The sequence below is a fragment of the Brevundimonas sp. DW-iso22 genome, from assembly GCF_058725425.1.
The window spans coordinates 162,936-178,173 of record NZ_JBZXEB010000004.1; the positions used below are offsets into that span (position 1 = coordinate 162,936).

Below are 15,238 nucleotides of genomic sequence, written 5' to 3' on the forward strand. Positions count from 1 at the left end.
CACCCGGAGGCCATGACCCGCGAAGGGGCGTCGTGGCGCAGCGTGGAGTTTCCGGCCCTGGTCGCCCTGATCCTGCATCCTGACGCCGGGCCGATCCTGTTCGATACCGGCTATGACCCCGCCTTCTTTGCGGCAACGGAAGCGTTTCCCGAGCGGCTGTATCGCTGGACGACGCCGGTCGAGTTTCGGCCCGAAGAGGCGGTGGCCGAGCAACTTCCCCGCTTTGGCGTCAAGCCCGAAGACGTCACTGCCATCGTCATTTCCCACTTCCACGGCGATCATGTCGCGGGACTGCATCGGTTTCCCAAGGCCAAGATCTATTGCGCCCGCGCCGGGGCGGAACAGCTGCTTCGCGGCAACAGGCTGTCGCGGTTGCGTAAGGGTGTGCTCAGCGCCTTGGCCCCGGCCGATCTGGTGGAGCGCGCCGCCTGGTTCGAGGACAGACCCCGCACCGCCCTGTCCGCCGATCTGGCCCCGTTCGAGACGGGGGCGGATCTGCTGGGTGACGGCTCGCTGATCGCCGTCCCCCTGCCCGGCCACTGTCCCGGGCATTGGGGGTTGCTGGTGCGGCAGCACGACGATCAGTTTCGGTTCCTTATCGGCGATGCGGCCTGGTCGAGCGGGGCCGTGCGCGACGACGCCCCGCCACCGAAACTGACCACCGGCCTGCTGGGCGACACCGAAGCCTGCCGCCGGACCCTGCACGACCTGCATCGCCTGTGGCAGCACAACCCCGACATCGCTGTCACCCCCTCGCACTGCGGCGAGGTCGCGCACGAGAGCGGTGGCCATGGACCGGCCTGACCAGAGCGCACTGGCCGCCGCGTGGCTGGACGCGCGTTGGTCAACGCTGAGGCTGCGCAGCCGTCGAGATGTGGAAGCGCGACAAGCGCGGCTGTGGCGACGCATGCAGCCCGTGATCGCTGCAACGCCTGCTGTCGCTCACCTGGCGGGCCTGCCGCTGGACCAGTTCCCGATCATGGAGCCGCGCGATCTGCGCGCCGGTTTCGCGGAGTGGAATACGCTTGGGCTGACGCGGGATCAGGCCGAAGCGGCCGCCTGCGATGCTGAAATGGATGGCGATGGCCTGGTCGCGCCCGGCGTAGCGGCGGGGTTCTCCACGGGGTCATCCGGTACGTCCGGCCTGTTCCTGAACAGCGAAGCCGAGCGTGCCGCTTACCTGGGCCACCTGCTGGCGCGGCTGCTGCCGGTGCGTGATCTGATCAGGCCCCTGCGCATCGCCCTGTGCCTGCGCGCGGACAACCGCCTGTATCAAGACGCGGGCAAGACGGGCCGTATCCGTTTTCTGTTCGTGGGCCTGGGCGAGGATGCTGCGGCGCGGTTCCAGCGTCTGCACGCTTTCGGTCCCGACATCCTGATCGCCCCGCCGCATGTGCTGGCCGACCTGGTGCATCGAACGGAGGCGGCCCGCGAGGCCTGGTCCCTGCGCCGCCTCTTCTACGGAGCCGAGCCGATGGGAGATGCCGAGCATGCGTGGATCGGGTCGGTGCTGAAGGCGCGTCCGGCCCCGCTGTATCAGGCCACCGAAGGCTTCATCGCCGCGCCCTGTCGGCACGGCACGCTGCACCTCAACGAGGATGTGCTGATCGTCGAGCGCGAGCCGGTGCCCGGCACCGACAGGTTCGTGCCCATCATCACCGATCTGCGCCGCACCAGCCAGCCGATGATCCGGGTCCGGCTGGGCGACCTGTTGCAGCCGCTCGGGGGGGCATGCGCCTGCGGGTCGCCCCTGACTGCCATCCATCCGGTCGAGGGGCGGCTGGAAGACCTGTGGCGCTGGCCCGGCGTCACCATCCCGCCGCGCGATGTGGAAACCGCCGTCAGTGCGGCCCTGGGCGCGGAGGTGAACTGGCGCGCCACGGCCTCGACCGAGGGGGTCGTCGTCGAGGCCGAGGGCTTGCATGCGGGCAGGGTTGCCGAAGCCGTCACCTGCCTGCTGGCGACCTACCGCCTCCACCTGCCGGTAACGGCCTTACCGCAGACGCCCGTCCACGGGGTCAAGCGCCGACGCATCCGGTGGTCCGATGGTTGAGCGGGTCCTGGTCACCGGAGCCCGTGCGCCCGCTGCGCTGGACATCGCCCGCAGCCTGAAGGCCGCCGGGTTCGAGGTCCACATGGCCGACTATGTCCCGGCCCGGATCGCGCGATGGTCCTGCGCGCCGACAACGGTGCATCGTCACGCGTCGCCGGTGCGCGAGCCTGCGCGGTTCGCGGCGGAGATGCGCGGCCTGCTGGATCGCCTGGATCCCACAGCCGTCATCCCGACCTGCGAGGAGGTCTTCCACCTGGTGGCCCTGGCCGAAGCCGACGGCTGGTCGGACCGCGTGATCGCCCCGCCGATGGACCGGCTGACGCGCCTGCATCACAAGGGCCAGTTTGCGGACCTGTGCCAGACGCTCGGCCTGCCCGTGCCGGACACCACCACCGCTACCGATGCAGACGCGCTGATGATGCAGGCCAGGCGCGGCCCGGTCGTGGTGAAGCCCGCCTGGTCCCGCTTTGGCAGCCGCACCCTTATCGAGCCGACGCCGCAGCAACTCGCTCTAGTGTCGCCATCACCCGACCAGCCGTGGATCGTCCAGGACCGCGTCCGGGGCGAGGAGGTCAGCCTGTATTCGACTGCCCATGAGGGCCGACTGTCGGCCTTCTGCGCCTACCGCTCCGACTGGCGAACGCGCGGCGGGGCGGCCTATGTGTTCGAGCCTTTGACAGGGAGTGTGCTGGATCGCCTGCGCGACATGGCGTCGACACTGGCCAGTTTCGTCGGGCCAGGACAGTTCGGTTGTGACGCCATCGTCGATGCGACCGGCAAACCCTGGCTGATCGAGTGCAATCCCCGCGCGACCAGCGGCGTGCATCTGTTTGATCGTAGTGCAGAGTTCGGTCGGGCGCTGCTGGGGTGCGGGATCGCGGACCCTGCGTCCGACGACTGGCGTAATGGCGTGATGCTGGACAGCTTCGGTGTGGCCGAGGCCTTGCGGACGCGCCGCCTGTCGAAATGGCGCACGGATCGTGGCCGCTCGAACGACATCGTGTCGGCCACCGGCGACCCCCTGCCCCCGCTCGGTGCCTTGATGGATGCCGCCGGGTTCGGCCTGCGGGCTTTGGCATCAGGACACGGCCTCGCCGAGGCCATGACCGCCGATATCGAGTGGAACGGACAGCCGCTGATGCCTGCGCTATGGGAGAGGCCATGACACCGCTTCCCGCGAGCCTGAAATCCAGCTGGCAGATGGCGGCCCTGTCGCGCGAGGTGACGGCGAAGCCTCTGGCCCGGACCGTGTCGGGGGTGCCGCTGGTCCTGTTCAGAACCGCCGGAGGAGTCAGCGTCCTGATCGACCGCTGCCCCCATCGCAACTATCCGCTGTCGGAGGGGCGGCTGGTCGCGGGGGCGTTGCAATGCCCCTATCACGGCTGGCGGTTCGCGGGCGACGGAGCCTGCGTCGAGGTGCCGGGATGCGATCTGGCCGACGGCCAGTCGCAGCGGCTGGCGGCCACGCCGGTGGTGGTCATGGAGCGACACGGCGCGGTGCTGGTTCGGCTGGATGGCGACGCCACTGCGCCCCTGCCCGACCTGACCGACTGGGGCGCACAGGGGCACGATCATTTCTGGTGGTCGCAGGGGGTGTGGCGCGGGCGGGCGCTGGATGCGCTGGAGAATGTGCTGGACCCCTTCCACACCAACTTCATCCACGACGGCATCATCCGGCGCAGTACCCGGCGCGTGCCGGTCAGGCTCAGCGTCGCCTCGGGCGAGGACTGGATCGAGTCTATCATTGCACAACCCCAGCCGGACCTGGGCTGGATGTCCCGTCTGCTGGAGCCGCCCCGCGACCGCAGCCGCACCCGGCTCAATGGCCTGACCACGGTCCAGGCACGTTGGGAGGGCCCGAAGGGCCTGACCCTGTGCGTCACCGTCTTCTTCACCCCGGTGACCGAGATCAGCCTGATGCCATTCGCCTGTTTCACCACGCCGAAGGGTCGTGGCCCCGGCTGGCTGAAAGAGCGGGCCATCCGCCTGTTTCTGGACCCCGTCGTGCGTCAGGATCGGCATGCCCTGGCGCAGCAGTTGGCCAATATCGAGCGCTTCTGTGCGCCGCGTTTCCTGCAAGGCCCCGGCGACCTTCTGGGCGCGCGCGTCGCACGACTGTTCAATGGCGACCGCCTGGAGCCCGGTCATGAAGGACCGTTCGAGCACCACCTCTGACATGTCACCGGTCCGTCATTAAGCAGTTGATTGCACACAGCCTCTCGACAGGGTCGTTTTCGCTTGGCAACGTGAACGGGCATGGGGCGTGTTGCGGGCATACAGCCAGCTGTCAAAGCTGACCCGGGCCCCGCCGCCACCGGCCAGGGGTTCGACGCCGCGCATCAGGCTGTGGCCAACGACCGGTCGCTGCAGTTCAGCATGGAACCGCGCGACATACCGCCCCCGCCCGAGCCGCCGCCCGGCTGGCTGCGCGGACTGTTCGAGTTTCTGGATGCCCTGGGCCCGCTGTTCCAGATCCTCTTCTGGATCCTGATCGGCCTTGTCGTGGCCGGGATCGGCTGGTTCATCATCCGCGAGCTGATGCGTATCCGCGCACCCGAGAAGCGCGGCAAGACGGCCAAGCCCGCGCCCGAGCCGTGGCGACCCGCAGCGGCAGCGGCCCTGGCCCTGCTGTCCGATGCGGATGCTTTGGCCGCACAAGGTCAGTTTGCCGAGGCCGTGCACCTGCTGCTTTTGCGCAGCATCAATGACATCGAGGGGCGTCTGCCCAATGCGGTGCGCCCGGCCCTGACGTCGCGTGACATCGCCCGGCTGGAGCGCTTGCCGGATGCGGCGCGACCCACCTTCATGCGCATCTCCCGCGCGGTGGAAACCAGTCTGTTCGGCGGCGGGACGGTCGATCGTGCGACCTGGGACGACTGCCGCGCCGCCTATGAGGCCTTCGCCTTTCCGGAGACCTGGGCCCGATGACCGAAGCACTCGCCAGCCCCGGTCAGGCCACCGCTGTCAACGACGCGGGTGCCAGCCACAGCCCGTTCCGGCCCGTCGTCATCATCGCCCTGATCCTGGCGGCGGTCTTCGCCCTGTCGGCCATGGCTGCACTGGACGCCTTCTCGCCCGAATTGAGCAGCGGCAACGACGGGCGCGAACATGCGCTGTCGAAGTCGGCCGTGGGTTATGCCGGGGTCGTCCGGCTGATGCGCGAGACGGGACGTCCCGTGCTGCTGAGCCGCGGGGCCCTGGGGGCCGTCAACGATGAGAACCTGCTGGTCCTGACCCCCGCCGTCGGCCAAGAAACCGATGCGCTGGACGAGCTGCGCTGGTCCTCGCAGGCGACGCTGCTGGTCCTGCCGAAATGGCAGACGGTCGGACAACCGTTCAGGAAGGGCTGGGTCGAACAGATGGGTCAGCTGACAGCCGGCGAGGCGCTGTCGGTGCTGCCCGACGACCTGCGGCCCGATCTGGCGATGTCGTCGCGCTCCTCCGGCCAGCCGGCGGTGTTGTTGGGTCTTGATGACGAGCCGATCGGTCCGCCCGTGGCGATCCAAGGCCTGCGCACCCTGTCCGGCCCCGGCTGGTCGCCGCTGGTGACCGTGCGAGGCGGCGGCGCGGTTGTGCTGATGCATGACGACACCGGGGTCATGGTCGTGTCCGATCCCGACCTGCTGAACACCCTGGGCATGGACAGGCCGGCCAAGGCACAGACGGCCCTGGGCCTGATCGATGCGGTTGCCATTCCCGATCAGGCGGTGGTCTTCGACCTGACCCTGCATGGCTTCGGGCGACCGCGCAGCATTCTGCGCCTGTTACTGGAGCCGCCGCTGCTGGGGTTCACCCTGTGTCTTCTGTTCGCGGCGGGACTGGTTTTCTGGCAGGCGGCGAACCGGTTTGCGCCCCATCGCAAGGGCGACCGCGCCGTGGCCCTGGGCAAGAAGGCCCTGGCCGACAATACCGCCGCCTTGGTCCGGCTGGCCCGGCGCGAACGCAGCATGGCACGGCCCTATGCCGACCTTGTGCGTCAGCAGGCGGCCAAGGCCGTGGCCGCACCGCCCACTCTGTCGCGCGACGGCCTGACCCAGTTGCTGGATCGACTGGCAACGCGCCAGGGCATGCAGACGGATTTCGAGACCCTGTCCACCGAGGCGGATCAGGCTCGCAACGCCGGTGACCTGATGGTCGTCGTGCGCAAACTGTTGAACTGGAAATCGGAGATGACCCGTGGACGTGGTTGAAGTCGGGGCGATCGCCGCCCGAATCCGCAACGAGGTCGCCAAGGCCGTGATCGGCCAGACCGACACCGTCGACCTGATGCTGACCGCCCTGTTCAGTGGGGGGCATATCCTGCTGGAAGGGCCGCCCGGCACGGCCAAGACCCTGCTGGCCCAGAGCTTTGCGCGCACCCTGTCGCTGGAGTTCGGGCGCATCCAGTTCACGCCGGACCTGATGCCGGGCGACATCCTGGGGTCCAATCTGTTCAACTTCCAGACCTCGACCTTCAGCCTGACGCGCGGGCCGGTCTTCTGCGACCTGCTGCTGGCCGACGAGATCAACCGGACCCCGCCCAAGACCCAGGCGGCGCTTCTGGAAGCCATGCAGGAGCGATCGGTCACCATCGACGGCGAGACCCATGCGCTGAGCGACCGCTTCACCGTCATCGCCACCCAGAACCCGATCGAACAGCAGGGCGTCTACCCCCTGCCCGAGGCGCAGCTGGACCGGTTCCTGTTCAAACAGACGCTGGATTATCTGTCGCGCGAGGACGAGCTGAAGGTCGTCAAGGCGCACGGATCACAGGCCGGTATGCCCGATCCGGAAGGTCTGGGCGTTACCCCCATCGCCGATCAGGCCACCGTCGCCGCCGCTGTCCAGACCGTGTCGCGCGTGCGGCTCAGCGACGAGATTGCGGCCTATGTCGTCGACCTGATCCGGTCGACGCGCGAGAATGCCGACCTGCAGACGGGGGCCTCGCCGCGGGCAGGGTCCATGCTGGCGGTGGCGTCGCGGGCGCGGGCGGTGCTGGATGGACGCGACTATGTCATCCCCGACGACGTCAAGGGCCTGGCCCTGCCCGCGCTGAGGCACAAGGTGGTCCTGTCGGCCGCCGCCGAGATCGAGGGTCGCCGCGTCGATCAGGTGATCGCCAGCCTGATCGATCAGGTTCCCGCTCCGCGATGATCTATCCGACCCGGCTCAGCATCCTGGCGGCCCTGGCGGGAGCGCCCATCGCGCTGCTGCTTGGCCTGGTGCAGCCGGGCCTGTGGCTGGCGGCACCCGCCTGGCTGATGGGTCTGGGGGTGCTGATGTTGATCGACGCGCTGTGCGCGGCGGCCCCGCGCAGTATCGGCATCACCTTCGATCCGCCCGGCTATCTGGCCGTCGCGGCCCCCGCGACCGCCCTGCTGCAAGCCGATTTCAGCCGCGGCGGCACGCGGCGACGTCTCGAGATCGCTCTCGATGCGGAGGCGCGCACGGGCCTGGACAGCGCCATCGGACGGACCGACCCGGCCCGGCGCGATGCCGTCCTGTTCGACATGACGCCCGTGCGTCGAGGGCTGGCCGTCTTAACCCAGGCGACCCTGCGCTGGCAGGGACCGCTGGGCCTGATCTGGCGTCAGACCCGGCGACCGCTGACCGAGGCCATTCCCATCGGGGCCGATGTCCGCCGAATCGAGGACGAGGCCGTGCGCTTTGTCTCGCGCGACGCCCTGCATGGGGCCAAGGCCCAGATCGACATCGGCGAAGGGGCCGAGTTCCACGCCCTGCGCGACTTCCACTCTGGCATGGACCGGCGCACCATCGACTGGAAACAGTCAGCCCGGCACCACCACCTGCTGGCCAAGGAGTTCCGGGTCGAGCGCAACCACCAGATCATCATGGCCCTGGACTGCGGTCGGGTGATGAGCGAGCCGGTCGGCGGGGCCCCGCGCATCGACCGGGCCATCCATGGAGCCCTGATCTTGGCCTATGCCTGCCTGCGCGAAGGCGACCGGGCGGGACTGTTCGCCTTTGCCGAGCGACCGAAGCTGACCACCGGCGCGGTCGCCAGCGTCGCCTCCTTCCCCCTGCTGGTACGCCAGGCCGCGACCATCGACTATGGGACCACGGAGACCAACTATGCCCTGGGTCTGACCACCCTGTCGGCCAGTCTGAAGCGTCGGTCGATGGTCGTGGTCTTCACCGAATTCGCCGACATCACCGCGGCCGAACTGATGATCGAGACGGTGTCGCGCCTGATCAAACGGCATCTGGTCCTGTTCGTCGTGATGCGTGACGAGGAGCTGGAGACCCTGGTCTCGACCGTCCCGGAAACGCCGGAGGACGTGTCTCGTGCCGTGGTCGCCGCCAGCCTGTTGCGCGAGCGCGATCTGGTCCTGGCCCGGCTGCGTCGTCTGGGGGCCCATATCGTCGAGGCCGAGGCCCAGCATGTCGGCCCCGCCATCCTGAACGCCTATCTGGACCTCAAACGGCGGGACCTGCTGTGAGCGAGCTTCAACTCAAGAGCCAGCGGTTCCGCACCGAACGCGAGCGCGACTGGCGCCAGCTCGAAGCGCTCGTCACCAAGGCCGAGAAACGCTCGGCCGGTGCCCTGAGCAATGCCGAAATCCTGGCCATGCCGGTGCTGTACCGCTCCACCCTGTCGGCCCTGTCGGTGGCGCGCGAGACCTCGCTGGACCAAGGGTTGATCGGCTACCTCGAGAACCTGTCGGCGCGAGCCTACTTCTTCGTCTACGGGGCGCGGTCTACGCCGCTGGAGCAGCTCAACGCCTTCTTCTCGCGCGACTGGCCCCGGGGGGTTCAGTCGATCTGGCGCGAGACGCTGGTCGCCCTGTTCGTGACGGCGCTGGGAGCGGTGGTCGCCTATGTGCTGGTCGGGGCCGACAGCGACTGGTTCTTCACCTTCGTCGATCCGGGCCTGGCCCAGGGACGCGATCCAACGGCGACGCAGGCCGCATTGCGAGCGACGCTTTATGACGGCGCGGATGCCGACGGTCTGTCGTTCTTCGCCACCTATCTGTTCACCCACAATGCCGAGGTCGCCCTGCTGGCCTTTGCGCTCGGCTTTGCCTTCGGGGTGCCGACCATCGTGGTCCTGCTCAGTAACGGAGCCATGCTGGGGGCGATGGTCCATGTCTTCGTGTCCAAGGGGCTGGGCTATGAGTTCGGAGGCTGGCTGCTGATCCACGGGGTGACCGAACTGTTCGCCATCGTCCTGGCCGGAGCGGCGGGTCTAAGGATCGGCTGGGCTGTCGCCTTCCCCGGGCGTCAGAGCCGGCTGGAAGCCATGTCCGGTGCCGGCAAGGCGGCGGGCGCAGTCATGATGGGGGTGGTCATCATGTTGATGTTGGCAGGCGTGCTGGAGGGGTTCGGGCGCCAGCTGATCACCAGCGACACCGTGCGCTATGCCATCGCGGGCGGCAGCGCGATCCTGTGGGGTCTGTACTTCTACGCGCCCCGCCCTGACCGCGTGCTGGCGAGGATCGGCCGATGACGATGGCCGCGCCGACCCCGGCCGAACGCAAGCGGATGCGCGTCCTGGTCACGCCCGAGGGGGTGCCGCTGAACCTGGAACTGGCCACGGTGGGCCAGCGGTTCGGGGCGCTGGCGCTTGACCTGCTGATCATCGTCGGCACCGTCGTCGCCGTCACCATCGCCCTGGCCATCGTGTTTTCCAGAACGCGCGGCGGCTCGGCCGAGATCATCGGCATCGTCTGGCTGCTGGGCATGTTCCTGCTGCGCAATGCCTATTTCCTGGGCTTCGAGATGTCGGCCCGGGCGGCGACGCCGGGCAAGCGTGTCATGGGTCTGCGAGTGGCAGCGCGAAACGGCGGTCGGCTGACATTCGAGGCGATCTTCACCCGTAATGCACTGCGGGAACTCGAACTGTTCCTGCCGCTCAGCCTGATGATTGCCGGACCGATCATGGCGCTGCAGAGCGACATGGGCGGGTGGATCTATCTGCTGGCCACGATCTGGTGCCTGATCTTCGTGCTGCTGCCCTTCTTCAACGCCGACAAGCTGCGGGCCGGGGACATGGTGGCCGGGACCTGGGTGCTGCGCGCACCGCGCCAGAAGCTGATGCGCGACATGGCTGATGCGGGGGCCCGGCATCAGGCGGACCACAGCTTCACGCCGGCCCAGCTGGATGCCTATGGCGTCAAGGAGTTGCACGTTCTGGAAGAGGTGCTGCGCACCGGCGATCGCACCACCGTTCGGGCCGTTGCCGACCGGATCGCGCGCAAGATCGTCTATGACCGACGCGACGCCACCGACATCGAATTCCTGCGGGCCTACTACCACGCGGTGCGCGGCCGAATGGAGCAGGGGCTGCTGATGGGTCGCCGTCGGAAGGACAAATTCGACCGCTCTGTCTGAAATAGTCGGCTTGGTCAGAATTTGCCCGGCGAAGCGTCGTCAGTGGACTTTCTGCACGATTATTGCTTTTGTGGATTGTGCGGCGCAGCGAGTGGTGATTACTATGCGACAGAACAGGATTTCACACGTGCCTCACACCATTCGCATCGCTGACCGCAGGAGCGCCGCCAAGGCGGTCGCGCTGTCGCATGCGCATGAGGCTCAGATGGCCCTGAACACCCTTATTCTCATTGTATCGCCCGTCCTGCTCCTCGGAGCGGTGTGGATGCACGCAACCTGACTTAAGTCAAACTCAGGATCGCCCGCAGCCACCCGCTCCCGAAAGGAAGCGGGTTTTTTGTTGCGCGCGGTCCGGACACCTTCGGAACCGACCCCGCCCATGACGCAAGATTTTACCTCAGACAGACGACCCCCGAACGCGAGAAGTCGTGCGGTCACGGCTGGCCCCAGCCGCGCTGCCGCCCGCAGCTATCTGCGTGCGGCTGGGATGCAGGATGCCGACTTTGACAAGCCGATGATCGCCATCGTCAACACCTGGTCGTCGGTCACGCCCTGCAACATGCACCTGGACCGGCTGGCGAAGGATGTCCGCGCGGGCATCATCGCGGCGGGTGGTTATCCAGTCGACTTCAACACCATCGTCGTGACCGACGGCATCTCCATGGGCACCGAGGGGATGAAGGCCTCGCTGATCTCCAGAGAAGTCGTCGCCGACAGCATCGAACTGGCCGTCGAAGGCCATCAGCTGGATGGCGTGATCTGCATCGTCGGCTGCGACAAGACCATTCCGGCCGCGGCCATGGCCCTGGCGCGGATGGATATTCCCGGTCTGGTCTATTACGGCGGCACCATCATGCCGGGCCGGATGGGCGGCACCGACATCTCGATCCAGCAGGTGTTCGAGGCCATCGGAGCCCATGGCGCGGGCACGATCGACGACGATCAGCTGAAGACGGTCGAGACCGCCGCCTGTCCCGGCGCGGGGGCTTGCGGGGGTCAGTTCACCGCCAACACCATGGCCATGGCCCTGTCGGTCATGGGTCTGTCGCCCATGGGGGCCAATGACGTGCCCGCCGTCGATCCGGCCAAGGCTGCCGAGGGGATGCGTTGCGGTCGCCTGATCGTCGAGCGGGTCTTTGCCGGAGACACGGCGCGCAAATACATCACCCGCGCCAGCCTGAAGAATGCCGCCGTCGCGGTCTCGGCCTCGGGCGGATCGACCAATGCGGTCATGCACCTGACGGCCATCGCCGCCGAGGCGGGGATCGATTTCGGCATCGAGGATTGCCATCAGGCCTGCGTCGAGGCCCCGGTCATCTGCGACCTGAAGCCGGGCGGGCGCTTCCTGGCCTCGCACCTGTTTGCGGCGGGCGGCACGCGCCTGGTCACGCAGCGCATGGCCACTGCCGGCAAGATCGTGAACACCCCCACTGTCAGCGGGCGCAGCCTGTTCGCCGAAGCCGCCGAGGCCGAGGAAGCGCCCGGCCAGCAGGTCGTCACGACCTTCGACGCCCCGGTCATGGCGCGCGGCAGCTATGCCGTCATCTATGGCGACATCGCCCCCGAAGGTGCTGTCATCAAGCTGACTGGCCACAAGGTCGACAGGTTCGAAGGCCCCGCCTGCGTCTTCGACTCGGAGGAAGACGCCTTCCATGCGGTCCAGGACGGTGCGGTCGGCGAGGGCGACGTCATCGTCATCCGCTACGAGGGGCCGCGCGGTGGCCCCGGCATGCGCGAGATGCTGCAGGTCACGGCGGCGCTGAAGGGTCGGGGCATCCACGACGTCGCCCTGATCACCGACGGACGCTTTTCCGGGGCCAGCTATGGCTTCGTGGCCGGCCATGTGTCGCCCGAGGCCGCTGTCGGTGGCCCCATCGCCCTGATCCGCGATGGCGACCGTATCGCCATCGACGTCACCAATCGCCGGATCGACGTCGACGCCGATCTGGTGGCGCGCCGGGCGGACTTCGCCCCCCCACCGCTGCGCCCGGCGCGCGGTGTCTTCGCCAAGTACCGCGCCAGCGTGGCCTCCGCCGCTCAGGGGGCCGTCACCATTCCCACCCCGCCCCCCATTCAGTCCAGAGATGGACAGGTCAGGGCCGACTTCAAAGCTCACGAGGACGCCTGACATGGCCATCACCATCTACACAGACGACGACATTCGCCCCGGGGCCATCGCGGGCCAGCGCATCGCCATCATCGGCTATGGCTCGCAGGGCCGTGCCCATGCCCAGAACCTGAAAGACAGCGGCCACGACGTGGTCGCGGGCGTCCGTCATGGCGGCAAGGGCTGGAAGAATGCCACCGCCGACGGCATCGCCACCGCCGAACCCGCCGAGGCCGTCAGGGGCGCGGACATCATCGCCATCCTGACGCCCGACATGGCCCAGGCCGAGGTCTACCGCGAGGTCATCGAGCCGAACGCCAAACAGGGCGCGGCCATCCTGTTCGCCCACGGCTTTTCGATCATCTATGGCCGGATCACGCCGCGCGAGGACATGGACGTCATCCTGGTCGCGCCCAAGGGTCCGGGCGATCTGGTCCGCCGCGAGTATCAGCGCGGACGCGGCGTTCCCAGCCTGTTCGCCATCGAGAAGGACGCGACCGGCAAGGCCCGTGATCGCGCCATGGGCTACGCAAAAGGGAATGGCGGGGCCACTGGCGGCCTGCTGGAAACCACCTTCCGCGAGGAGACCGAGACCGACCTGTTCGGGGAACAGGCTGTCCTGTGCGGTGGCGCGAAGGAACTGGTCATGAGCGGGTTCAACACCCTGGTCGAGGCCGGTTACCAGCCCGAGATCGCCTATTTCGAATGCATGCACGAGCTGAAGCTGATCGTGGACCTGTTCTACGAGGGCGGCATCACAAAGATGAACGAGTTCATCTCCGAGACGGCCAAATGGGGCTCGGTCAAGTCAGGTCCGCGCGTCATCACAGACGAGACCCGCGCCCGCATGAAAACGGTGCTGGACGAGATTCAGTCGGGTCAGTTCGCCCGCGAATGGATCGCCGAAAACGACGCTGGCAAGCCCCGCTACGACGCCTGGGTCAAGGCGGACGGCGAGCAAACCATCGAGATCACCGGGGCAAAGCTGCGCGAGCGGATGGCCTGGCTGCACACGCCCAAATCCGAGGCCGCCTGAGACCATGACCGCTGCTGCCGCCATGACCATCGCCCCCGACGCCGCCGCCCCGCGCAGCGGTGCCCGCCTGCTGATCTCCACCCTGGAGCGGCTGGGGGTGGAGGTCGTGTTCGGCTATCCGGGCGGAGCGATCATGCCGGTCTATGACGCCCTGACCGGATCTTCCCTGCGCCACATCCTGGTGCGGCACGAACAGGCCGCCGCCTTTGCCGCCGATGCCTATGCGCGGCGCAGCGGACGCGTCGGGGTCTGTCTGGCGACCTCCGGCCCCGGTGCGACCAATCTGATCACCGGCATCGCCAATGCGATGATGGATTCCATCCCGGTCGTCTGTATCACCGGCAACGTGCCCCAGGGCGTCATGGGCACCGATGCGTTTCAGGAGATCGACATCCTGGGCGTCACCCTGCCGATCGTGAAACACTCCATCCTGGTCCGCGACCCGGCCGATGTGCCCGCCGCCATCGAGGAAGCCTTCCATATCGCCGCCTCGGGCCGCCCGGGTCCCGTTCTGGTCGACCTGCCCAAGGACGTCCAGGTCGGCACGACGACCCAGGACTTCGGCTTCCCCTATCCCAACACGGTCGCCGCGACGGATCACGACGCCATCGCCCGCGCCGCCGAGGCGATCCGCCAGGCCGAGCGACCGCTGATCTACGTCGGCGGCGGGGTCAAGATCGGTCGGGCCGTTGACGAACTGCGCGCCTTTGCCGAGGCGACGGGCATTCCGTCCGTCTCCACCCTGAACGCCCTGGGCACCATCTCGACCGACGCACCCGGAGCCCTGGGCATGCTGGGCATGCACGGCACGCGAGGGGCCAATGAGGCCGTTCAGGAGTCCGATTTGCTGATCGTCTTTGGCGCACGGTTCGATGATCGCGCGACTGGCAAGCTGGCGGAGTTCGCGCCCCATGCCCGCGTCGTCCATTTCGACATCGATCGTTCGGAGATCGGCAAGCTGCGCCGGACCGAGGTCGCCGTCGCGGGTGAACTGCCCGCCGGCATCGCCGCCCTGACGGACCGTCTGGCCCCTACACCGTTGAAGATCGACCCGTGGATGATGCGGTGCACGGCACGGGCCGCGCGCACCGCCTTCCGCTATGACGCGCCTGGCGACGGCGTTTACGCCCCGGCTCTGCTGAAGGCCATTTCCGAGGCCGCCGGTGACGACTTCGTCGCCGCCTGCGACGTCGGCCAGCATCAGATGTGGGCCGCCCAGCACTGTCGCTTTGCCAGGCCCGAGGCGCATCTGACCTCTGGCGGCCTGGGGGCCATGGGCTACGGCCTGCCCGCAGGCATCGGAGCCAAGCTGGCCGATCCGGACGCGACCGTGGTCGTGGTCGCGGGCGACGGCGGCTTCATGATGAACATCCAGGAACTGGCCACCCTGCGCCGCTACGGCATCCCGGTGAAAGTCCTGCTGCTGGACAACAGCTCGCTGGGCCTGGTCCGCCAATGGCAGGAGCTGTTCTTCGAGCAGAACTATTCCGAGGTCGACCTGTCCGACAATCCGGACTTCGTGAAGGTCGCCGAAGCCTTTGGCGTCGAGGCCTTCCGAATTAGGCGGCGCGAGGAGGTCCAGGCCGGGATCGCCCGCTTGCTGGCCGCCGACGGCCCCTGCCTCGCGCATGTGATCATCGACCCCCGGGAGAATGTGTGGCCGCTGGTCCCACCCGGAAAGAACAACGCCGAAATGATGGAAGGCGCCTGA

At 67.9% G+C, this 15,238-nt stretch carries 14 protein-coding genes; all 14 read left to right on the forward strand.

The genetic code is table 11. The annotated features are described in order from the left end of the window. The first annotated feature begins 12 nt into the window (after positions 1 to 12). The 14 genes from AC4PRM_RS07030 (at position 13) to ilvG (ending at position 15,238) form a co-directional block, all read left to right on the forward strand. Positions 13 to 804: an MBL fold metallo-hydrolase gene (locus tag AC4PRM_RS07030; RefSeq protein ID WP_492039304.1), complete on the forward strand. Its 792-nt coding sequence runs from the start codon at positions 13 to 15 to the stop codon at positions 802 to 804. Beyond that, positions 791 to 2,053 (forward strand): cell division protein FtsA, encoded by a 1,263-nt coding sequence (locus AC4PRM_RS07035; protein ID WP_492039305.1) that lies wholly within the window; start codon positions 791 to 793, stop codon positions 2,051 to 2,053. Before AC4PRM_RS07030 ends, AC4PRM_RS07035 begins: the two co-directional genes overlap by 14 nt. Further along, complete coding sequence (locus AC4PRM_RS07040) at positions 2,046 to 3,218, forward strand: ATP-grasp domain-containing protein (protein WP_492039306.1); 1,173 nt, start codon at positions 2,046 to 2,048, stop codon at positions 3,216 to 3,218. Before AC4PRM_RS07035 ends, AC4PRM_RS07040 begins: the two co-directional genes overlap by 8 nt. After that, positions 3,215 to 4,228 (forward strand): Rieske 2Fe-2S domain-containing protein, encoded by a 1,014-nt coding sequence (locus AC4PRM_RS07045; protein WP_492039307.1) that lies wholly within the window; start codon positions 3,215 to 3,217, stop codon positions 4,226 to 4,228. The genes AC4PRM_RS07040 and AC4PRM_RS07045 overlap by 4 nt, the downstream gene beginning before the upstream one ends. Positions 4,229 to 4,309: 81 nt before the next feature. Next, positions 4,310 to 4,981 carry a DUF4129 domain-containing protein gene (locus AC4PRM_RS07050; protein WP_492039308.1) on the forward strand — a complete coding sequence of 224 codons (672 nt, stop codon included), beginning with the start codon at positions 4,310 to 4,312 and terminating at the stop codon, positions 4,979 to 4,981. Next, positions 4,978 to 6,243: a DUF4350 domain-containing protein gene (locus tag AC4PRM_RS07055; RefSeq protein ID WP_492039309.1), complete on the forward strand. Its 1,266-nt coding sequence runs from the start codon at positions 4,978 to 4,980 to the stop codon at positions 6,241 to 6,243. Before AC4PRM_RS07050 ends, AC4PRM_RS07055 begins: the two co-directional genes overlap by 4 nt. Next, positions 6,230 to 7,186: an AAA family ATPase gene (locus tag AC4PRM_RS07060; RefSeq protein ID WP_487922636.1), complete on the forward strand. Its 957-nt coding sequence runs from the start codon at positions 6,230 to 6,232 to the stop codon at positions 7,184 to 7,186. Before AC4PRM_RS07055 ends, AC4PRM_RS07060 begins: the two co-directional genes overlap by 14 nt. Further along, positions 7,183 to 8,493 carry a DUF58 domain-containing protein gene (locus AC4PRM_RS07065; protein WP_492039310.1) on the forward strand — a complete coding sequence of 437 codons (1,311 nt, stop codon included), beginning with the start codon at positions 7,183 to 7,185 and terminating at the stop codon, positions 8,491 to 8,493. Before AC4PRM_RS07060 ends, AC4PRM_RS07065 begins: the two co-directional genes overlap by 4 nt. Next, positions 8,490 to 9,500 carry a stage II sporulation protein M gene (locus AC4PRM_RS07070; protein WP_373257870.1) on the forward strand — a complete coding sequence of 337 codons (1,011 nt, stop codon included), beginning with the start codon at positions 8,490 to 8,492 and terminating at the stop codon, positions 9,498 to 9,500. The genes AC4PRM_RS07065 and AC4PRM_RS07070 overlap by 4 nt, the downstream gene beginning before the upstream one ends. Next, the gene (locus AC4PRM_RS07075) at positions 9,497 to 10,384 is read left to right on the forward strand and encodes an RDD family protein (protein WP_373257871.1); all 888 of its coding nucleotides are present in this window, start codon (positions 9,497 to 9,499) and stop codon (positions 10,382 to 10,384) included. The genes AC4PRM_RS07070 and AC4PRM_RS07075 overlap by 4 nt, the downstream gene beginning before the upstream one ends. 127 nt (positions 10,385 to 10,511) lie before the next feature. Next, entirely contained in the window at positions 10,512 to 10,664 is a 153-nt protein-coding gene (locus tag AC4PRM_RS07080; protein ID WP_492039311.1) for a hypothetical protein, read from the forward strand. Between the two features lie 99 nt (positions 10,665 to 10,763). Then, the gene (gene ilvD, locus AC4PRM_RS07085) at positions 10,764 to 12,512 is read left to right on the forward strand and encodes a dihydroxy-acid dehydratase (RefSeq protein WP_492039312.1); all 1,749 of its coding nucleotides are present in this window, start codon (positions 10,764 to 10,766) and stop codon (positions 12,510 to 12,512) included. 7 nt (positions 12,513 to 12,519) lie between these two features. Continuing rightward, positions 12,520 to 13,527: a ketol-acid reductoisomerase gene (gene ilvC / locus AC4PRM_RS07090; RefSeq protein WP_492039538.1), complete on the forward strand. Its 1,008-nt coding sequence runs from the start codon at positions 12,520 to 12,522 to the stop codon at positions 13,525 to 13,527. A 4-nt stretch (positions 13,528 to 13,531) separates the two neighbouring features. Then, on the forward strand, positions 13,532 to 15,238 hold the full coding sequence (gene ilvG, locus AC4PRM_RS07095) for an acetolactate synthase 2 catalytic subunit (RefSeq protein WP_492039313.1): 1,707 nt from the start codon (positions 13,532 to 13,534) through the stop codon (positions 15,236 to 15,238).